This is a genomic window from Bradyrhizobium sp. HKCCYLRH2047 (assembly GCF_051168175.1).
GTDB lineage: Bacteria > Pseudomonadota > Alphaproteobacteria > Rhizobiales > Xanthobacteraceae > Bradyrhizobium.
In genome coordinates this window covers 555,583-575,525 of sequence record NZ_JBNPUM010000003.1, presented here as the reverse complement: position 1 = coordinate 575,525, position 19,943 = coordinate 555,583, and the positions used below count along the sequence as shown (strand labels likewise).

Below are 19,943 nucleotides of genomic sequence, written 5' to 3'. Positions count from 1 at the left end.
CCGAATGAATTTCGGACGGCGCGGGCCTATTGCGCGGCCACCGCGAGGCTGACGATCTTCTCCCGCGCCAGACGGCCGATCAGGCTGTCGGCCTCGGCCTTCGACAACGGCCGGTCGCCGAGTTGCAGCTTGAACAGGCCGCCCTTGGCGCCCTCGACGATCGAGGCCTGGTAGCTGTCGAGCAGCGCCGAGATGTCCGCCATGCGCGCCTCCGGCGCGAACCGCACCAGCGCATAGGCGGGCGCGGTCGATCCGGCGACCTGCGGTCCAAGGCCGCGGATCAGCGGCGCGGCCGGCGCGGGTGCTTCGGCCATCCGCGACCGCGTCATGCTCTCGGGCGCCCGCTCCGCCGGGGCCGGCGCAGCGGCGCTCGGCGGCGGCGCGGCCATCGGCTTGCTCGCGGGCTCGGGCGCGGCGGTCTTGTCCTGGACCGAGGCGGTCTGATAGGTCGCGGTCTGCGAGCGCATCAGCACGGCGCCGATCACGCCGGCCTGCGCCAGCACCAGCAGCGCGCCGAGGCTGACGGTCCACGCCAAGGTCCGCGGCGACAGGCTGTCGAAGAAATCCATCAGCCGCGCGCTGAAGCCGCGCGGCGCGGCAGGCTTCTGCACCGGATCCGCCTCGATCGCCGCGAACAGCTTCTGCATCGCACGCATCGACGGCGCGCCGAGGCTTTCGTTCAGCGCGATGGTCTCGGCATATTCCTTCTGGATTTCCGCATACTGCCTGGCCAGATCGGCATCGTTGGCGAGAGCCTCCTCGACCCGGCGCATGTCGCGCGCATTCAGCGTGCCGGCGGCATACCACGGCAGCAGGAGTTCGATCTCTCCGGGCTCTTGCTCCAGCATCTTGCTCAAAGCCATCATGGCCAGCCTCTCTCAATGCCGGCCGCTTTCAGGAGTTCGGCCAATTTCTTGCGCGCATAGAACAGGCGCGTCTTGACGGTGTTCTCCGGAATTCCGACGATCTCGGCCACCTCCTCCACGGACTTCTCGTGGTAGTAGACGAGATCGACGATCTCCCGGTGATCAGGCGAAAGCGCCGTCAGGCACTTGCGCAAGGCTTCGCCGGTATTCTTCTTCTGGACCGCGACCTCCGGATCGTCGGACGTATCCTCGATCGCGTTCGCGGCCTCGTCTTCCAGCTCAACGTCCTTCCGGCGCCGAAGTGCCGACAGGGCCTTGAACCGCGTGATCGCCAGGAGCCAGGTGGAGACGGCAGAACGGCCTTCGAACTTGCCGGCCTGACGCCACACGTCGAGAAAGACCTCGCTGATGAGGTCTTCCGCGACCTGCTCGTCCCGCACGAGCCGGAGCCCGAAACGGTACACCCTGACATGGTGCCGTCCGTACAGCACCTGCATGGCGAGCCGGTCGCCTTGAGCGATCCGGGCAATCAGGGTTTCATCTGACGCCGCTGCTGTCACGCTCAATGGCCGTCTCGCAAGATTGGTCTGGAGGATTGACGTCGCGGTTCGAACACAACCGCAAAAATCTTCAAAATACCGGAAAGATACGTCCCGAAATGTGAGTTGGCGCACAGACTTGCAGATTTCGCTGCAGCGCCCAGGTCGATCGCGACCAGCGGGTTCCCGCCTACCATGTTCCGCCCGTTCCCGCCAACTACCCGCCCTGAAAGCCGTAGATTCCCGGTCGCAGCACCACGGCGGCGGCCTCTTCGTCCATGCCCATAGATACCAAAGTTAAATGCTTTCCCACGTAGATATTAAGCCAACGACGAAGAATCGCGAGCACATGGGCACGACGGCACCGCCTTTTCCCAGTCCTGATATCGCTGAGGCCGGGGACGCGCAGCCGTCTCCGTCCAGCGACCTGCGCGCGCGTCGAGCCGGACGGCGCCGGCAGATGCTGGCGCTGGTCGCCGGATGCTACCTGATCGATGCCGTCATCCTGCTGATCTACGCCCAGGCGGGAACCGTCCCGGTCACGATCGCGCCAGCCTACGCAGCGATCGGCATTCTCACCGTCGCGCTGTGGACCGTCCTGTCGGAGAGCGGTTTCAACGACCGTTTCCGCGACCACTACCTCGTGGTGCCGCAATCGCTCGCCAGCATGATGCTCACGGTCGCGTTCTGCTACATCGCGCCCGAAGTCAGCATCCTGTTCCTATGCACGCTGTACATCGTCGTCGCCTTTGCCTCGCTGCGGGCGACGCCGCGCCAGAGCGCGATCTGCTGGACGTTCCTCGCGATCGGCCTGGCGGGATTGTTCCTGCTCACCGACAAGCCGCTCGGCATGCCGCACGGCAGCGGCCTCGAGCGGCTCGCGACGCTGCTGGTCTTCCTGCTCACCATCGCCTGCTGCATGTTCCTCGGCATCTTCTCCAGCGCCCTGCGCGAGACGCTGTACCAGCGCGGACAGAAGCTCAAGGAAGCCTACCGCCGCATCGAGGAGCTGGCCGAGCTCGACGAGCTCACCGGCGCGCTGAACCGGCACTCGATCATGCATGTGCTGGACGAGGAGATCGCTCAGGCGCAGCAGGGCGGCCAGCCTTGCTCGGTGGTGCTGATCGATCTCGACTGGTTCAAGCGCATCAACGACACGCATGGCCATCCGACCGGCGACGATGTGCTGCGCACCTTCGCCATCACCATCTTCGCCAACATTCGCGGCAGCGACCGCTTCGGCCGCTACGGCGGCGAGGAATTCCTGCTGGTGCTGCCGGGCGCGCCGGCCGACGCCGCGACGCGGCTCACCGAACGATTGCGCCAGATCATCGCCGGCCTCGACTGGAGCGCGTTTTCGACCGGCCTGCAGGTCACGTTCTCGGCCGGCGTGGCCACCCCGCGCGGCGACGAGACCGCCGATTCGCTGCTCGCCCGGGCCGATCGCGCGCTCTACGACTCGAAGGCGCAGGGCCGCAATCGCGTCACCAGCGCCTGCGCCATCCCGGCATGACCCCGAAACCCGCCCCGAACGAAAGCCTGCTCGACGAGCTCGAGGACACGCTCGCGCACGGCACCGTCGCCCGGCGGGTCGAGACCCTGCGCAAGGTAACGGACCTGTTCGTCGACGGCGCGAGGGACTTCGCCGATGATCAGGTCGCGCTGTTCGACGACGTGTTCGAATGCCTGGTCGAGCACATCGAGATCTCGGCCCGCGCCCTGCTCGCGCGGCGGCTGGCGCCGCTGGCGTCGGCGCCGCCGCGGACGCTGCACCGGCTGGCCGATGACGACGCCATCGATGTCGCAGGTCCCGTGCTGTCGAAGTCCGACCGGCTCGATGAGGCCGCGCTGATCCGCACAGCCGAGACCAAGAGCCAGGCGCATCTGCTCGCGATCTCGCTCCGGCGCGTGCTCAGCCGCGCCGTCACCGACATCCTGCTCAGGCGCGGCAACGACGAGGTCGTTCACAGCACCGTCAGCAATCCCGGCGCCGACGTCTCGGAGGCCAGCCTCGACACGCTGGTCGATCGCGCCGCGCTGGACGAAAACCTCGCCGCCTGCCTCGCCATGCGGCCCAATCTGCCGCGCCACCTCTATCTGAAGCTGGTCGCCAAGGCGTCGGCCACGGTCCGCACGCGGCTCGAGGCGGCAAATCCGAAGCTCGCGCAGGAGGTCCCCTCGGCAGTGCGCATGGCGGGCCGGCGGGCGCGATCGAGCGCGGTGGCGCTGACCAGCCAGACCGAGATCGCGCACGCGCTGGTGCGCTCGCTGCATGCCGAGGGCCGGCTCGACGACCGTCTCGTCGTGCAGTTCACCGAGCAGCGCAAGTTCGACGAGGCCAATGCGGCGCTTGCGGCCATGGCCAACGTGCCGGTCGCGGTCGCCGAGAGCATCATGATCGAAAGCCGCGCCGAGGGCGTCATGATCCTCGCCAAGGTCGCAGGCCTGTCATGGCCGACGGTGAAGTCGATCATCCTGATGCGCGATGAGCTCGCCACCACCGCGACCGCCGATCTCGACGCCTGCAAGGCCACCTATGAACGGCTCCGGCGGTCCACCGCGCAGCAGGTGCTGCGCTTCCATCGCGTGCAGGACGCCGCGACGCCGGTGCAGGCGTAGCGCGCTCAATAGCGCAGCACCCTCGCGCCGATGAGCGCGCCGAGCCCGGCCACGATCAGCGCCGCCACCGTGTACCAGGTGGCCACGAACAGCGGCGAATCGTCGGTGCAATGCGCGGCATAGAGCGTCGCCGCCATGCCCGCCGAGACCAGCCCGGCGATCGCGCCGGTCATCGCCGGACGCGACGGCGCGCCATGGCGCAGGCCGAACAGCGCCGCGCCCAGCAGCGGCAGCGACAGCACGGGGATGGCGCTCATGCACACCATCGAATTGTGGCCGACCAGCCGCGCCATCATCGGCGTGCGCTGCGGCAGCATCATCTCCGCCGCCATGCCGCCGACGAGGACCACGATCGGCGCGATCAGGAGCCAGCTCCAGCCCTGCAGCGAGGCCTCGGGGCGCGACAGATGCAGGCTGATGATCAGCGCCGGGATCGCCAGCGCCGTGGTGACGACGAACTTCAGGTCGAAGAACGGATTGCGCACCGCGAGCCAGATGTCCGGCCGCACGCCGAGGCCGATGAGCAGCATCGCGGTCGAGACCGGCGTTGCCGCCATCAGGGCCAGCGCCAGCACGATGCCGACCGGCTGCGCGCGCTGCGCATTGTCGGCCGCGAGGGTGCGGATGAGCTGATCGGTGTCCATGGTCAGGTATCCCGTAGCTTGGCCGTGAGGCTTGCGAGTGCCCGGTGCAGCGCCACCCGCACCGCGCCCTCGCTCATCGAAAACTTTTCCGCGGTCTGCTTGATCGAGGCGGCCTCGACCGCGATCGACTGCAGCACGTCGCGCTGGCGCTGCGGCAACGTCTTCAGCTGCGCCTCGACCTCGCCGGCCGAGACGGTGGGTGCCGGAGGCTCGTCGGCCAGCGTCTCCGAGAAATCGTCGATGTCGACGAACACCCGGCGGCCGCGCCGGCGCAGCATGTCGATCAGCTTGTTGCGCGCGATCGCGAACAGCCAGGGCGCGAACGGCGCATCGACGTCCCAGGTGTGCCGCTTGAGATGAACCGCCAACAGAATTTCCTGCACGATGTCCTCGGCCTGGTCGGGGGGCTGGCCGGCGCGCGCCAGCCCGCGCCGTGATGCTGCGCGCAACACCGGCGTGACCGCCCTCAGCAGGCGATGATAGGCCTCGTCGTCACCGGCGACGGCCTGGCGCATCCAGCCCGTCCACTCGTCGTCACGCTCCCGCAATTCCGCTCCACCCCCAGCAATTCGCCCGAATCGTCAGCTTGTTACTCTCGCGGCATCATGATCACTAATTCGTGATGCGGACATTGGCCTCGGAACCATCCGAGTTACGCCACACCGAGAGCACGCCACCGGGCAAGTCTTGGAACAGTTTCCTTGGAACCGCTCCATAGCACCGAATCGAACGGCGCATGATCAGGTTTAATGGGCCGCGCCGCAAAGTGCGGCGCCGCCCAGCTTTTGCCGTGAGCGGCAGGAAGATACCCATTTTCTGCCCCGTTCTCGACATCTGTCGGGGTCTCACTCCGGCTTGGGCTGGCGGGATGGGGAGAAGCCGACGATGACGATCCAAGCCAGTGGACGTTCAGCATTGATCATTGCCGCCGCGTTCGTTCTGGGCCTCGTTGGCACTGGATTGGCGCGCGCGGCCGAACAGCAGAGCTACAGTCCGTTCCTGCCGGTGGGGGCCGAGAGCGCCCCGGCAGCGAAGCAGGACGGATTCCCGGCGCCGATGCCGGCCGAGGCCCAGGCTCAGGCCGCGCCTGCGGCGGAATCGGCCGACGCCGCGCCGAGCGATGCGCCGGCGGCCTCGGACGTCACCGTGAACATGGTCACGGTCAGCAATGACGACAGCTCGGGCTGGGACAAGGCCTCGATCATCGGCAAGATCTTCATCGCCTGCGGCACCCTGCTCACCCTGGGCTCGGCGGCGCGGATGTTCATGATCTGAGGCGCCGCGCGGCGCCCCACCTACTTGATGCGTAACGATCCAGCGGGCACATTGCCCGCTGTTTTGATTTGCGGGGTGGGATCATGAGCGTTTACGAGCACATCATCGTCGAAGGCAAAGGCGCGGTCGGAATCATCACCCTGAACCGGCCGAAGATGCTCAACGCGCTGTCGTTCGGCGTCTTCCGCGAGATCGCCGCAGCCGTCGACGATCTCGAGGCCGACGATGCCATCGGCTGCATCGTGATCACCGGCAGCGAGAAGGCGTTCGCCGCCGGCGCCGACATCAAGGAGATGCAGCCCAAGAGCTTCATCGACATGTTCTCGAGCGACTTCACCGCGATCGGCGGCGACCGCGTCGCGCGCTGCCGCAAGCCGACGATCGCTGCGGTTTCGGGCTATGCGCTCGGCGGCGGCTGCGAGCTCGCGATGATGTGCGACTTCATCATCGCCGCCGACACCGCCAAATTCGGCCAGCCCGAGATCACGCTCGGCACCATCCCGGGCATTGGCGGCACCCAGCGCCTGACGCGCGCGATCGGCAAGGCCAAGGCGATGGACCTCTGCCTCACCGGCCGCATGATGGATGCGGCCGAGGCCGAACGCTCCGGCCTCGTCAGCCGCATCGTGCCGGCCGACAAATTGATGGACGAGGTGATGGCCGCGGCGGAGAAGATCGCATCGATGTCGCGCCCGGCAGCGGCGATGGCCAAGGAGGCCGTCAACCGCGCCTTCGAGACCCCGCTGTCCGAAGGCATGAATGTCGAGCGCAACCTGTTCCACGCCACCTTCGCGCTGGAAGACCGCGCCGAGGGCATGGCCGCGTTCATCGAGAAGCGCAAGCCGGTGAATAAGAACCGGTGAGATGGCTGCGGGTCACTCGCAGCTGAACGAATCGCTCGGCCTCTCGCGTCGGCGGGTGCACCTCACCCGCTTACCAAGCGCGTATTTGCGCGGCCATGTCGCAGCACTGCGACAAACGGTCTGTGGCGAGCACGCCACAACAAATCATGGAAAAGCCCGCCGGATTCCACATCCGCGGTTTGTGTGTGGCCGCCATCCGCCCTAAACAGGTAAACAACTGGTTAAGACAGTGAGACGCGGCGGAGTCGGATGGTGGGTCGAGCCAAACAATTTGGCGTCGGCAAGGTGCATGCGCGGCGGATCGGCCTGATCCTGGCCGCCAGCCTTGCCGTCATCTGCTCGCCCGCGCGCGCCGAGGATCTCGCGGCCGCGCTCGTGAAAGCCTATCAGACCAATCCGGCGCTGAACGCCGAGCGCGCGCGCCAGCGCGCCACCGACGAGAACGTGCCGCAGGCGCTCGCCGGCTATCGCCCGCAACTGATCGCAAGCCTCGGCGCCGGCCTACAGGCGGTGCGCAATCTGCTGCCCAACAACACGATCCAGACCGCAACGTTGAAGCCCTGGACCATCGGCGTCACCGTGACGCAGACGCTGTTCAACGGCTTCCGGACCGCCAACAGCGTCCGCATGGCCGAGTTGCAGGTGCAGTCGGGCCGCGAGGCGCTACGCAATGTCGGCCAGGGCGTGCTGCTCGACGCCGTCACCGCCTACACCAACGTGCTCGCCAACCAGTCGCTGGTCGAGGCGCAGCGCTCCAACGTCGCCTTCCTGCGCGAGACGCTCTCCGTCACGCAGCGCCGCCTCAATGCCGGCGACGTCACGCCGACCGACGCCTCGCAGGCCGAGGCGCGGCTGGCGCGCGGCCAGTCCGACCTCAACGCCGCCGAGGTCAACCTCGCCATCAGCCAGGCGACCTATGCCCAGGTCATCGGCATGGCGCCGGGCCAGCTGCGCGCGGCCGACCCGATCGATCGCCTGCTGCCGCGCAGCCGCGAGGACGCGATTGCGCTTGGCAACAAGGAAAATCCAGCGGTGGCTGCGGCGAGCTTCGACGTCGACGTGGCCTCGACCTCGATCAAGGTCGCCGAGGGCGCGCTGCTGCCGACCGTGACCCTGCAAGGCAATGTCAGCCGCAGCCGCGATTCGGATCAGACGCTCGGCACCTTCGGCACCGACCAGGCCTCGATCGTCGGCAGCGTCACCGCGCCGATCTATGACGGCGGCACCGCCGCGTCGCAGACCCGCCAGAGCAAGGAGCTCGCGGCGCAGAGCCGCCTCGTGCTCGACCAGGTCCGCAACCAGGCCCGCACCGCGGCGGTCAGCGCCTGGGTCGCCAATGAAGGCGCCAAGGTCGCCGTCAGCGCCTCCGAGGCCGAGGTGAAGGCCGCCACCGTCGCGCTGCAGGGCGTCTCGCGCGAGGCCCAGGGCGGCCAGCGCACCACCGTCGACGTGCTCAACTCGCAGGCCGATCTGATCCAGGCCAAGGCGCGGCTGATCGGCGCGCAGCGCGACCGCGTCATCGCCTCCTACACGCTGCTCAGCGCGGTCGGCCGGCTCGACGTCAAGAATCTCAATCTGAATACGCCGGACTATCTGCCCGAGGTTCACTACCATCAGGTGCGCGACGCCTGGCATGGCCTGCGCACGCCGTCGGGACAGTAGAGCTCCCTCACCGCCGGTGCCGCAGCCGGTCTTTCAGACCGCGAGGCCACGCGCGAGACCTGGAACACCTGCTCGATTCCGTCCACACTCTGCGCCGGACCCAGGCGGAGGCGCGCATGCTGTTCATGGTGATCGAGCGTTTCAAGGACCGCGATCCGATTCCCGTCTACCGTCGCGTTCGCGACCCCGGCATCACCTTTCCCGACGGCTTGAAATATCTCGGCAGCTGGATCGAGCCGAATTTCGACCGCTGCTTCCAACTGATGGAATGCAACGACGCCCGCCTGCTGCAGCAATGGATCCTGTCCAACGCCCGCGACACCGGCATGACGTTCGAGATCGTCCCGGTGGTCACCAGCGCGGAGACGCGCGAGGTGGTGGCGCCGTTCCTGGATGAGAGTTGAGTCGCGCGACGATGCTCGACGTCCTGACGCAGATGCTCGCCGTCTGCCTGATCTCCTATGCGATCGCGGTGCTAATGCCATCGTGGCGGGCGCTGCTGGCGGCAACGCTGCTGCTCGCGCTGGCGACAATGATCGGCGGCCTGCGAGAATGGTGGACGCTGGAGCAAGGCAGCTGCAGCCGCGCGTGTACGCTCGAATATCTGCTCGACATCCCGATGCTGCCGATCGCTAGAGCGGCCTTCATCACCGGAGCGATCGTCCGGGCGCTCACATTCCTGCCGCAGGCCCGCGGCCTGTCGCCGCGCGCCATCGTCACGATCTGTATTGCCGGGGGCGCATTTGCGCTCGCTGTGGCCTTGTTCGCGCCGAGCCTCGTCTGGTGGCGGCCGCTGCGAATCCTCTAGGCACGGCGACAGAGTCGTTCATTGCTGCGGCGAGCTGCGATGGCCTACACTGCGTCTCGCGCGAACGTCAGACGCCGAGGCGATTTCGCCGTATCTTGTCGGCTAGCAAAAACGAAAGGCTGATGTCGTGGACTGGTTCGAACGCCTGACCGGCTTCAAGGAGACCGACTATGCCTCGACGCGCGCCAGACTGGCCTGCGAAGACGGACGGCTGACGTCTCTGGTCAATGGCAAGAGCTACCAGACCGGGCGGCTGGAGCTTCCGAAATTGTCGGAGCTCCGGACCAGGGTCCAAGACTCGGCCTGTCGAACCGGGCGGCTCGGCGTGAGTCTCGTCAGCGGCGATGTCCGCACCCTTCATCTGGTCCCGGAGTTCGCCGGCGCCCTGTTCCAGGTCGCCTCTCAGTTCAATCTGCTGGAGATGATCGGCCCCCACGCGACCCCGGAAGACGGCGTGACGATCTACCAGCATGATCCGACGCAGGGGCCGGCCTGCGCGATCGCCGCCGGCGCCGCAACGATCTATCGCAACTACTTTGCCCCGGTCGGCGGTGAATCGGGCCAGACCCGCGACCGTCAGCTCGACGCGCTCGCAGATGTCGGGGCGGCTCTGAAGTCCCGTCTATCCCGCGGCGGCGAGCTTTGGGCGATGACGAACGGGTACGCCCTGTGCACGCGGACCGGACTCGAGACCATCACGGCCATCCTCGACGCAAGCGATGGCGATGAGATCGACGCATTGCGCGGACACCTTCGGATCGGCCTGCATTCCGACGTCGAGCTGACCGACACGGGCGAGCCCCGACCGACAGTGTCACAGGCCTTCTGCTCTGCGCTCCCCGTGGCCTACTGCTCCCCTGCCCCCCGATATTGGCAGACATTCGCTCGCCTGATCCTCGAGGCCAGCTACGAGGCAACGATCTGGGCGGCGGTCCTCAACGCGACACGCGGCTCGAACATTGCCCTGCTCACCAGCGTCGGCGGCGGCGCATTCGGCAATGAGGAGAGCTGGATCGAGGACGCGCTGCGCCGCGCGCTGCTGCTGGCGTCCAGCTTCGAACTCGACGTCAGGCTCGTCAGCTATGATCGCCCGACCGAGACATTCCTGCGGCTTCAGGACGAGTTCGGCCGCTGAGCCATGCCGTGAGCACGGCACAGCTCGTACGACGCCCTACCCCTCGAACGCAAACAGCTCGATCGGGTCGTTGAAGCCGCGCACCGGGTATTCGCCGACGCGTTCGAGCGCGAACGGGCCTTCGACGAGTTCGGCGAAGGCCCGCGACATCAGCACGGGACGACCGACCTGCTTGGTCAGCGCCTCCATGCGCGAAGCCATGTTGACCGCGGGTCCGATCACGGTGAAATCCAGCCGCTTGCGCGAGCCGATGTTGCCGTACATGACGTCGCCGACGTGGATGCCGATGCCGTAGCGCAGCGGCGCACGGCCGCCTTCCGCATGCCGCGCGTTGAGCTCCGCCATCGCCTGCCTGGCGCCGGTGACCGCGTGCAGCAGGTTCTCGCAGGCGCCGGGCTGGCTAAGCGGAAAGATGGCGAGCAGGCCGTCGCCGATGAACTTCAGGATCTCGCCTCCATGCTCTGTGATCGGCTCGACCATCGCGTCGAAATAGCCGTTGAGGAGATCGATCACGTCGTCGCGCGGCCAATTGTCGGAGATCTTGGTGAAGTCGCGGAGATCGCAGATCATGATCGCGGCGCTCACGGTCTCGCCGCTGCCGCGTCGGGTCGCGCCGGCCAGCACCATCTCGCCGGCATGCGGCCCGACATAGGTCTCGAGCAGGGTGCGCGCCAGCCGGTTCTTGATGCGGATCTCGCTGACCAGCGCCAGCACCGGCAGCAGCCGCTTCAGGGCGCCGATCTCGGCATGATCGAAGCCGCCGCGCTGGTCGGTCGCGAAGGTCACGCAGTGGCGCTTGCCGAGCGTGTGAAAGATCGGCCAGGCGACATAGTCGGTCAGCCCCTGCGCGCGCATGTCGTCATAGATGCCATGCTGCCGGCCGAGCGCGGGATCACGCGCCAGGTTTTCACGGATCTCGTCGGCGCCGTTGTAGACCTCGCTCACCGGGCTGCCGATGAACTCGGAACGCGAGCCGACGTCATAGTCGACGCGATTGATCTCGGAGCTCTCCATCCCGTCGCTCCACAGGATGCGCGCGCCGAGCCATTGCGGATGGTTGATCTGCACGTGCAGCGACGCGCGCTTCACCGGGATTCCGGCGCGCTGCAGGCGGATGCACATCTGCGCGAAGATGTTGTCGATGAAGCGTTCGTCGCGGGTGCCGCTGGTGAGCCAGTCCACGACCTCGTCGCCCAGGCGCTGGCCGGCGGCGAGACGGACGTCGGTTGCGGTCATGGCGGTCTCCTGGGCCGGCGCGGCAATGCCAGGGAGATGTCGTGTCGCAGCGCAAAAGAGTCAACCGATACCAACGCATCGCGCCCCTACCCCGATGGGCAGGCCCACCAGGTTCGGCGCCGGCAAAGGACGGCTCATCGTCTCAGCCCAGCGAGGGACGGATGCTGCACATCCGCCCCTCGCCTGACAGGCTTCTCAGAAATGCACCACCGTCCGCAGGCCGAGCACCACCGCATTGCCGGTCTTCAGGCCGGCGGCGTTGAAGCCGCGTCCGCCCGGATTGATGACATACTGGGCGTCGAACTTCAGGTTCATCCAGCCGGTCGCCTGCCAGCCATACCAGGCTTCGATCGGCACTTCGTTGCCGCCTGCATTCGGCGTCAGCGCCGCCGAGTTGACATGCGTGGTGCCGACCGCGAAGCCGACCTCGTCGTCGGGACGGAACGAGAAGGTGCCGGTGTGCTTGACGCCCCAGGAGATCTGGTAATCCTGATAGGACGTGCGGTGATCGGCCACGCTGGTGTTGAGGAAGGTATACCAGCCCTGCGCCTTCGGACCCTCGACGGTCAGCCGCTGCAGGATCGATTCGTAGAAGCCGTAGCGGCCGCGCTGGCTGCTGAGGTTCTGATCGCCCACGCCGGGACCGCCGGCGTAGACCCCGGTGATGCCGGGCAGACCGCCGTCGATGGTCGAAGCGCTGTCATACCAGCCGCCGAAGCGCCAGGTGCCGTTGAGCGGACCGCTCGGCTCCCACACCACTTCGACCGGCACCAGGACGCCCGAGGCCGGATTGGAGCGCGCGATGCCCGGCGCGAGATACACGCCCGCGTCCGACGTCGTCAGGTAGTTCGGATTGGCATCGTAGACGCCGACCGACAGCTTCCACTCCTTGGTGAAGTTGTAGTGCACGACGCCGGCCCACTGGCTCACGGGCCAGTTGTAGATGTAGCCACCCTGGATGTTGCCCGGCTGGCCGCCGCAGAAGGTCAGGTTGATGAACTCGCACTGGCCGAAGAAGAAGTCGGAGCCGACCGGCAGCCGGCCGCCCTTGAGCACGAGGCGGTCGTCGAACAGCTTCTGCTGATAGTAGAACTCGGTGAGGCGCAGGATGTTGCCGCGGCCGAACACCTCGTTGGTCAGCTGCAGCGCCGGAATGCCGGCTTCGCTGTTGAGATTCTTGCCGAAGCGGTCGACCAGCGTCACGCCGATCAGGCCGCCCTGGATGCCGGCGAGCTTGGCCATGTCGAACTTGGCCTCGAACCACAATTGCCCGGCATTGGCCGCGGTGTTGCGCGAGCCACCTGACAGATTGGTGACGGCTTCGTCGCCGAGCGTGAGCGCGAGCGAGATGCCCTGCTCCTTCAGCCTGGTCCGGCCGAGATCGCCGAACAGATACGGCCGCGTCCAGAAATCATCGACACCGGCATAGGGAACCGGCGGCGCCTTCATCGGCAGATCGGCAGCGAGCGCACCGCCGCCCAACAAACAAGACAAAGCAACCCCTACGCCGCACATGCGTGCGGTCGTCGCAAACCCACTCATTTTTCCTGCTCCTCGCAGCGTCCCCAGGCTCTGGCTGTTGTTCTGTCGCGTCCGGCCCAGAGCCTCCGTCCCGGCACGCGCTTCCCCACGGCTCAATCCCGGCCGCCGCCCATTCGAGGAGCGCATTCGTCAACCTGAGATTGGAAGGCGATCCTAGCAAGCGCCGAGGTGCCTTTGAATAGTCATATTATATTGGGGAGTCGGTATAACCGTAAGTGTGACATGAGTGTCACATACCGCATTGCGGAATATTGTGTTCCGCGCCGTTGCGGCTCTCGGGATGCGTCGGACGCACGACAAGGCAACCAATTTGGAGAACCGTGGCGTGGCTGTTGACCTGCGCCTTTCAGCTCGCATGAGATCACGCCCAAGCTGGACGAGACTTGCTGCATGAAAGTGTCAGACCCCGATTTGTCAGAAGCGCGCTGGGCCAGCCTCCTCGGCGGCTATCGCGTTCCCTACGACCCGCGCCCAGCCCTGCAACGCCTCGAAGGTGGCGATAGCTCAGCCTGGGACGAACTCTGGAATGAGCTGCACCACCAAGGTGACGTCGGCGAAGCATCCTTCGCCGCCGTACCCGGTCTGGTCCGAATTCGCGAGCGCCGCGGTGTTGCCGACTGGCAGACCTACACGATGATCGCGATCATCGAGCTTGCGCGAGACGGCTCTCGCAATCCGGCGATGCCGGCTGACCTGCGCGAGAGCTACGAAGCGGCGTGGGGCCAATTGCTCCACATGGCACTCCGCGACCTCACCACGGCGCAGGATGCCGACGTTGTCAGCCAACTCCTCGGCGTTATAGCGATCGCGCGCGGCCAACGCGCGCTGGGACGCATTGCGATCGAATTCACGGAAGATGAACGGGCTGCAATGCTGGCCGGCGAATGGCCTCCATGAATCACAACGCGACCTCACGGGTAGAATCGCTTTAGGAAGGCATCGATCTCGTCGTCATCTGCCTGCCAGTCGGCGCCGCGCTCCATGTACATCAACGCAAGTCCAAGCAACTGCAGGGGGCTCTCGGCGACGAGTTGAAGCGTCCCCTTCGTTGCGCTCCAGAGTTCGCCGTCGCTCTCATAGCGACGATCGATTTCGTATCCGAGCTTGATCAGCGTCAGATATGCCGGAATTTCGGTATTGCCTGCCGCCGCGATGGTTTGGGTAAACACGGAGTTCTCCCGTTCTGGATGGAGTCCCCGGCCTGCCGACTGCGTCAATCAAACAGACTGGATCTGATTTGGCACGCGTGGAGCACTACACCCCGGATCTCGACCACATCAGCCGATATCGTGTAGTAGACGACATGCGCCTGGAATCGAAACCGTCGTAGCCCGCGCCGGAAGTCCTCGGCTCATTGACCTTTGGCCGGGAATCTGAGAGCAGCTCGAAGGTCCGGATCAGCCTGGACGCGCGTAGGCTTCCGCCTGGTAAGCACCAAATTGCAGTTCGGTGTATTCGTAGATCTGAGCGAGTTGATCGCGTGCTCGAATGGTGAGGCGATAGCTACCCACGGCGCGCAGCAACACGCTGCCGAGCAGCCGCGATGATGTCCTCAGCAGTCTCGGCAGTGAACGTCTCGCAATCAGGGTGCGCGAAGAACTCTTTGAAGCGAGCGATCTGCTCCTCGCGACTCAATGCCTGCCAATCCGCAAGCTCGGCTTCACTGGGCGGCAGCGCCGACGGGACGACCCGAGACTTGATTTGCGACATTGGTCCTTTCCGAGAGAACGGAGCCTGAAACATAAAGGTAGCACCTCCCGGTGGAATTGCGAGATCGGCCGCCATCTTCGACGAGGCATCGAGCTTGGCCGATTTTGCCGGGCGGGCATTATCGCGCCGACGAAAGCACGGGACCGTTCCTGATCACGGGTCAAAATCGCCTGCGTCAATGCTTCCATTTTCCCATTCCGTTCAGCCACATCTTTCGTTTCAAGAGCTTCGCGCAAAAATAAATCACTTCCGAAAATCAGCAAATCATGTCTATTCTATCCGCGTTCCGGTCCGGATGAGGGGCGTACGCGTCGTCACGAGACGTTGGGCCGGCAATGCGGTGGACGTGAGGACATCAGCGCGCTTTCGGGTGCGGACGAATGATGCGCTCGCGGACGTGAAGTCGCGTGGTCCTGGCATCCCGATGCTGATGTCCCGCGCGATGCGCTTGAAGCGCATTGTGCGAACGGTGGCCAACAAGCCCGGTGCACCGAGGAGATCGCGTATAAGCGTTAAAACCGCCGCGCAGGGAATGCCGGATGAACCGGCTTTGCCTGTGGTACCTGCCGCCTGCATTTTTTCCGCAGGCGGGCCATGGGTGAGGCCCTCACCCGGCATTCCCTGCGCCCTCATCGTCTTTCGAGGGCGAATGCTTTCCGCATCCCCCGGGCGCGACCGCGCCGCGGGACCGTGTGTGCACGCCCGGCTGTTTGACTGGTTGGAAGATGGGACGGGGGACTGCGAGCGATCCGGGAGCAGCGTCCTACGCGTCCGGCTGGTCGTCGCGTTCGGCCTGCGACAGCTCGGCGAGGGCAAGATCGCCGGAATCGGCCATGCGCGCCTTGGCGATGGTCCGGACATGCGCGGCGAGCGCCGGCATGCGCGCGATCAGCGCATGGAAATCCTGCGCGTCGAGCACCAGCAGCCGGGTCTTGCGCGTCGCCGTCACAGTGCCCGAGCGCTTGGTCCGGTGCAGCAGCGCGATCTCGCCGAAGAAGGTGCCGTCGGCGAGCTTGACGCATTGCGTCGGCAGCTCGATCTCGACCTCGCCCGTGGTGATGAAATACATCGAGGACGCCGGATCGCCACGCCGCACCAGCACCTCGCCGGCTTCGATCGTACGCGCACGCAACAGCCGCATGATGTCGGCGATTTCGGACGCCGAAAGATGCGAGAACAGCGGCACCCGCGCCAGCATGCCCCAGGTGACGACGAAATCGCGCCGCTTGATCTCCTCGGCGAACGCGGTGGAGATGATCGCGACCGGCAGCGCGATCATGGCAAAGCCCCAGATGATCGCGAACACCGTGATGATGCGGCCGAGCGGCGTCACCGGCACGACGTCGCCATAGCCGACGGTGCCGAGCGTCACGATCGCCCACCACATCGCATGCGGGATGGTGCCGAACTTGTCGGGCTGGACGTCGCGCTCGACCGCGTAGAGCAGTGAGGCGAACAGCAGCACCGCGCCGGCCAGGATGACGAGGCAGCCGATCAGGATGCGCCGCTCGGCCTGCACCGCCGACAGCAGCGAGCGCAGCGCCGGCGAATAGCGCACCAGCTTCAGGAACGGCAGCACGATGCACAGCGCTTCCAGCGTGCGATCGCCGAGCACGAGCGCGATGGACGCCGGCACGAAGGACAGGAGATCGATCAGGCCGAGCGCGGACAACGCGTAGGCGAGCCGCTCGCGGTGCGGCGACTGGCGCCGCGGCATGTGCCCCGCCACGCTCCAGAGCCGAGCGACATACTCCGCGGCAAACACGATCAGCGAACAGACCTTGATCGCGCGCAGCAGTCCGCCAATGGCGGCCGCGATGTCCGGGTCCGAGGCCAGCACCACCGCCAGCACGTCGAGCGTGATGACGAGCACGATGAACTGGACGACGCGCGAGCCGTGCGTGCTCGGCAGATGGTCGTGCTCGAGCAGCTCGTACAGCCGGTCGCGCAGATCGGGATCGCGAACGCTCTCGCCCGGCCCGAGCGGCGGCACGGTCAGCCGTCCCGGCCGATCGCGCTCTCGATCGCGGCCAGCGCAGCCTCCGCCTTGGTGCCGTCCGGGCCGCCGGCCTGGGCCATGTCAGGACGGCCGCCGCCGCCCTTGCCGCCGAGCGCCTCGGACGCGGCGCGCACGAGGTCGACCGCATTGAAGCGCGATGTGAGATCGGCGGTGACGCCGACCACGACGCCGGCCTTGCCGTCCTCGGAGGTCGCGACCAGCGCGACCACACCGGAGCCAAGCTGCTTCTTGGCCTCGTCGGCGAGCGACTTGAGGTCCTTCATCTCGATTCCGGAGACGGCGCGGGCCATCAGCTTGATACCGGAGACGTCACGAATCCCGGCCGCCGGCGAGCCGTTGCCCATCGAGGTGCCGCTGCCCATCGCGAGCTTCTTGCGCGCGTCCGACAGCTCGCGCTCGAGCTTCTTGCGCTCCTCCATCAGCGCGGTGATGCGCGCTGGCACATCCTCGACCGTGGTGCGCAGCTCGGCTGCCGCCGCCTTGGCGAGCGAGAGATTGTGGTTGGCATGCGCCCGCGCGCCGCGCGCCGTCAGTGCCTCGATGCGGCGGACGCCGGACGCGACAGCGCTCTCCGAGGTGACCGCGATCAGGCCGATGTCGCCGGTGCGCCTGACATGGGTGCCGCCGCACAGCTCGACCGACCAGCCCATGGCATTGGCGCCGTGGTCGCGCGCGGCGTTGCCCATCGAGACGACGCGGACCTCGTCGCCATATTTCTCGCCGAACAGCGCGCGAGCGCCGGCCTCGCGGGCATCGTCGAGGCCCATCAGCCGGGTCGTGACCTCGGCATTCTCGAGCACGACGTCGTTGGCGATGTCCTCGACGCGGGCGAGCTCCTCCGGGGTGATCGGCTTCGGATGGACGAAGTCGAAGCGCAGGCGGTCCGGAGAGACCAGCGAGCCGCGCTGGGCGATGTGGTCGCCGAGCACCTGGCGCAGCGCCTCGTGCAGGATATGGGTCGCGGAGTGATTGGCGCGGATCGCCGAGCGCCGGGAGTGATCGACGTCGAGCTGCAGCGCGGTGCCGAGCTTGAGCGTGCCCTGCTCCACCGTGCCGATATGCGCGAACAGGTCGCCGGCCTTCTTCTGGGTGTCGGTGATACGGACGCGGACGCCGTCGCCGGTCATCACGCCGGTGTCGCCGACCTGGCCGCCGGACTCGCCATAGAACGGCGTCTGGTTCAGCACGATGACGCCGGTCTCGCCGGCCTTGAGGCTGTCAACCTCAGCGCCGTCCTTGACCAGCGCGGTCACCGCGCCCTCCGCGGTCTCGGTCTCATAGCCGAGGAACTCGGTGGCCCCGAGCTTCTCGCGCAGCGGGAACCAGACAGTCTCGGTCGCCGCCTCGCCGCTTCCGGCCCACGCCGCGCGCGCCTTGGCCCGCTGGCGGTCCATGGCATCGGTGAAGGAGGCCTGGTCGACGCTGATGCCGCGCGACTTCAGCGCGTCCTGGGTGAGATCGAGCGGGAAGCCGTAGGTGTCGTACAGCGTGAAGGCGACGTCGCCGTCGAACATGTCGCCCTTCGAGAGCGAGGCCGACTTCTCGTCGAGGATAGCCAGCCCGCGCTCCAGGGTCTTGCGGAAGCGGGTCTCCTCGAGCCGCAGCGTCTCCTTGATCAGCGCCTCGGCACGGATCAGCTCGGGATAGGCCTGGCCCATCTCGCGCGAGAGCGTGCCGACGAGCTTGTGCATCAGCGGCTCACGGGCGCCGAGCAGCTGGGCGTGGCGCATCGCGCGGCGCATGATCCGGCGCAGCACATAGCCGCGGCCCTCGTTGGACGGCAGCACGCCGTCCGAGATCAGGAACGACGAGGCGCGCAAATGGTCGGCGATCACGCGAAGCGACGCCTTCTGCGGCCCCTGCGGGTCGGCATTGGTGAGGTCGGCGATGGCGCGGATCAGGGCGACGAACAGGTCGATGTCGTAATTGTCGTGCTTGCCCTGCAGCACCGCGGCGACGCGCTCGAGGCCCGCGCCGGTGTCGATCGACGGCTTCGGAAGGGGATTGCGGACCCCGCCCTCGAGCTGCTCGTACTGCATGAACACGAGGTTCCAGATCTCGATGAAGCGGTCGCCGTCCGCCTCCGGCGATCCCGGCGGGCCGCCCCAGATCTTGTCGCCGTGGTCGTAGAAGATCTCCGAGCACGGGCCGCACGGGCCGGTGTCGCCCATCTGCCAGAAATTGTCCGAACCGGCGATGCGGATGATGCGCGATTCCGGCAGGCCGGCGATCTTCTTCCAGAGCCCGAACGCCTCGTCGTCGTCGATGTAGACGGTCGCGGTCAGCTTGTCCTTCGGGAGGCCGAACTCCTTGGTGACCAGCTTCCAGGCGAGCTCGATGGCGTTCTCCTTGAAGTAATCGCCGAAGGAGAAGTTGCCGAGCATCTCGAAGAAGGTGTGGTGCCGGGCGGTGTAGCCGACATTGTCGAGGTCGTTGTGCTTGCCGCCGGCGCGGACGCACTTCTGCGACGTCGTGGCGCGGTTGTAGGGCCGCTTCTCGACGCCGGTGAAGACGTTCTTGAACTGCACCATGCCGGCGTTCGTGAACATCAAAGTCGGGTCGTTGCGCGGCACGAGCGGCGAGGACGGCACGATCTCGTGGCCGTTCGCAGCGAAGAAATTGAGGAAGGTCGACCTGATCTCGTTGACGCCGCTCATAGCAATCCAATCGAAGAAGTCCGGGAATTCGGCGGCAATGCTTTTAGACAAGGCGACTTCGCGTGTCCAGAAACTGTGCAGAAACATCATGGGCTTGCTGCACGGCTCCTAAAGCTGGTTGAAAGCCGCCGTGACGCGTTGACAGCTTGCGCGGGCTGGTGTTTGGTCCCGGACATAGACGACAGTCGCGTCGGGAGAGACTGGCCTTCTGAGGTTCTGGTTGAACGTCAAGGGTCGGCGCCGAAGGAGCAACCGCCCCGGAAACTCTCAGGCAAAAGGACCCTCGCGACTGCAACTGCATCTGGAAAGAGACGCTGGCCGGGCCTGATCCCGGGACGCGTCCGCCGACGGGATAATACTCTCAGGC

General features: G+C 66.4%; 19 protein-coding genes and 1 riboswitch. Of the genes, 9 read left to right on the top strand and 10 right to left on the bottom strand.

The features are described from left to right. Positions 1 to 26: 26 nt before the first annotated feature. Entirely contained in the window at positions 27 to 866 is an 840-nt protein-coding gene (locus tag ACQR1D_RS09930; RefSeq protein ID WP_434837899.1) for a hypothetical protein, read from the bottom strand. After that, on the bottom strand, positions 863 to 1,432 hold the full coding sequence (locus ACQR1D_RS09925) for a sigma-70 family RNA polymerase sigma factor (protein ID WP_008961196.1): 570 nt from the start codon (positions 1,430 to 1,432) through the stop codon (positions 863 to 865). Before ACQR1D_RS09925 ends, ACQR1D_RS09930 begins: the two co-directional genes overlap by 4 nt. A gap of 322 nt (positions 1,433 to 1,754) precedes the next feature. Between ACQR1D_RS09925 and ACQR1D_RS09920 the strand changes: the two genes are divergently transcribed. Then, a complete protein-coding gene (locus ACQR1D_RS09920) occupies positions 1,755 to 2,918 on the top strand; it encodes a GGDEF domain-containing protein (RefSeq protein ID WP_434837898.1) in 1,164 nt (387 codons plus the stop codon). Next, positions 2,915 to 4,024 (top strand): DUF2336 domain-containing protein, encoded by a 1,110-nt coding sequence (locus ACQR1D_RS09915; RefSeq protein WP_434837897.1) that lies wholly within the window; start codon positions 2,915 to 2,917, stop codon positions 4,022 to 4,024. Before ACQR1D_RS09920 ends, ACQR1D_RS09915 begins: the two co-directional genes overlap by 4 nt. Before the next feature lie 5 nt (positions 4,025 to 4,029). Here the strand turns inward: ACQR1D_RS09915 and ACQR1D_RS09910 are convergent, their stop codons facing one another. Further along, positions 4,030 to 4,668, bottom strand: a complete 639-nt coding sequence (locus tag ACQR1D_RS09910; RefSeq protein ID WP_315804241.1) for a DUF1109 domain-containing protein — start codon at positions 4,666 to 4,668, stop codon at positions 4,030 to 4,032. A 2-nt stretch (positions 4,669 to 4,670) separates the two neighbouring features. Next, on the bottom strand, positions 4,671 to 5,216 hold the full coding sequence (locus ACQR1D_RS09905; protein WP_315804242.1) for a sigma-70 family RNA polymerase sigma factor: 546 nt from the start codon (positions 5,214 to 5,216) through the stop codon (positions 4,671 to 4,673). Between the two features lie 337 nt (positions 5,217 to 5,553). Between ACQR1D_RS09905 and ACQR1D_RS09900 the strand changes: the two genes are divergently transcribed. The 6 genes from ACQR1D_RS09900 to ACQR1D_RS09875 all read left to right on the top strand — a co-directional run bounded on the left by ACQR1D_RS09900 (position 5,554) and on the right by ACQR1D_RS09875 (position 10,411). Further along, positions 5,554 to 5,943, top strand: a complete 390-nt coding sequence (locus ACQR1D_RS09900; protein ID WP_315804243.1) for a hypothetical protein — start codon at positions 5,554 to 5,556, stop codon at positions 5,941 to 5,943. A gap of 83 nt (positions 5,944 to 6,026) precedes the next feature. After that, positions 6,027 to 6,806 carry an enoyl-CoA hydratase gene (locus tag ACQR1D_RS09895; RefSeq protein ID WP_315804244.1) on the top strand — a complete coding sequence of 260 codons (780 nt, stop codon included), beginning with the start codon at positions 6,027 to 6,029 and terminating at the stop codon, positions 6,804 to 6,806. A gap of 249 nt (positions 6,807 to 7,055) precedes the next feature. Continuing rightward, positions 7,056 to 8,468 (top strand): TolC family outer membrane protein, encoded by a 1,413-nt coding sequence (locus ACQR1D_RS09890; RefSeq protein ID WP_434893820.1) that lies wholly within the window; start codon positions 7,056 to 7,058, stop codon positions 8,466 to 8,468. A gap of 116 nt (positions 8,469 to 8,584) precedes the next feature. Further along, complete coding sequence (locus tag ACQR1D_RS09885) at positions 8,585 to 8,872, top strand: DUF3303 domain-containing protein (protein ID WP_316182532.1); 288 nt, start codon at positions 8,585 to 8,587, stop codon at positions 8,870 to 8,872. Continuing rightward, positions 8,869 to 9,276 carry a hypothetical protein gene (locus ACQR1D_RS09880; RefSeq protein ID WP_434893821.1) on the top strand — a complete coding sequence of 136 codons (408 nt, stop codon included), beginning with the start codon at positions 8,869 to 8,871 and terminating at the stop codon, positions 9,274 to 9,276. Before ACQR1D_RS09885 ends, ACQR1D_RS09880 begins: the two co-directional genes overlap by 4 nt. A 127-nt stretch (positions 9,277 to 9,403) precedes the next feature. Beyond that, entirely contained in the window at positions 9,404 to 10,411 is a 1,008-nt protein-coding gene (locus ACQR1D_RS09875) for a hypothetical protein (RefSeq protein ID WP_434893822.1), read from the top strand. Positions 10,412 to 10,447: 36 nt separating this feature from the next. Here ACQR1D_RS09875 and ACQR1D_RS09870 read toward each other — a convergent pair whose 3' ends face one another. Together ACQR1D_RS09870 and ACQR1D_RS09865 are read right to left on the bottom strand one after the other, a co-directional pair. Next, positions 10,448 to 11,647, bottom strand: a complete 1,200-nt coding sequence (locus ACQR1D_RS09870; protein ID WP_434893823.1) for an adenylate/guanylate cyclase domain-containing protein — start codon at positions 11,645 to 11,647, stop codon at positions 10,448 to 10,450. Positions 11,648 to 11,842: 195 nt separating this feature from the next. Further along, positions 11,843 to 13,189, bottom strand: a complete 1,347-nt coding sequence (locus tag ACQR1D_RS09865; protein ID WP_316182525.1) for a carbohydrate porin — start codon at positions 13,187 to 13,189, stop codon at positions 11,843 to 11,845. Positions 13,190 to 13,579: 390 nt separating this feature from the next. Between ACQR1D_RS09865 and ACQR1D_RS09860 the strand changes: the two genes are divergently transcribed. Next, entirely contained in the window at positions 13,580 to 14,086 is a 507-nt protein-coding gene (locus ACQR1D_RS09860; protein WP_434887708.1) for a hypothetical protein, read from the top strand. A gap of 14 nt (positions 14,087 to 14,100) precedes the next feature. Here ACQR1D_RS09860 and ACQR1D_RS09855 read toward each other — a convergent pair whose 3' ends face one another. The 4 genes from ACQR1D_RS09855 to alaS all read right to left on the bottom strand — a co-directional run bounded on the left by ACQR1D_RS09855 (position 14,101) and on the right by alaS (position 19,576). Then, positions 14,101 to 14,358 carry a hypothetical protein gene (locus ACQR1D_RS09855; protein WP_434887709.1) on the bottom strand — a complete coding sequence of 86 codons (258 nt, stop codon included), beginning with the start codon at positions 14,356 to 14,358 and terminating at the stop codon, positions 14,101 to 14,103. Between the two features lie 334 nt (positions 14,359 to 14,692). Beyond that, positions 14,693 to 14,899, bottom strand: coding sequence for a hypothetical protein (locus ACQR1D_RS09850; RefSeq protein ID WP_434887710.1), 207 nt, complete (start codon positions 14,897 to 14,899; stop codon positions 14,693 to 14,695). Positions 14,900 to 15,662: 763 nt separating this feature from the next. Beyond that, complete coding sequence (locus tag ACQR1D_RS09845) at positions 15,663 to 16,892, bottom strand: cyclic nucleotide-gated ion channel (RefSeq protein WP_434837890.1); 1,230 nt, start codon at positions 16,890 to 16,892, stop codon at positions 15,663 to 15,665. Between the two features lie 2 nt (positions 16,893 to 16,894). Next, positions 16,895 to 19,576, bottom strand: coding sequence for an alanine--tRNA ligase (alaS, locus tag ACQR1D_RS09840; RefSeq protein ID WP_434893861.1), 2,682 nt, complete (start codon positions 19,574 to 19,576; stop codon positions 16,895 to 16,897). Positions 19,577 to 19,757: 181 nt separating this feature from the next. Then, a riboswitch (glycine riboswitch) is annotated at positions 19,758 to 19,869 on the top strand. Positions 19,870 to 19,943 lie beyond the last annotated feature (74 nt).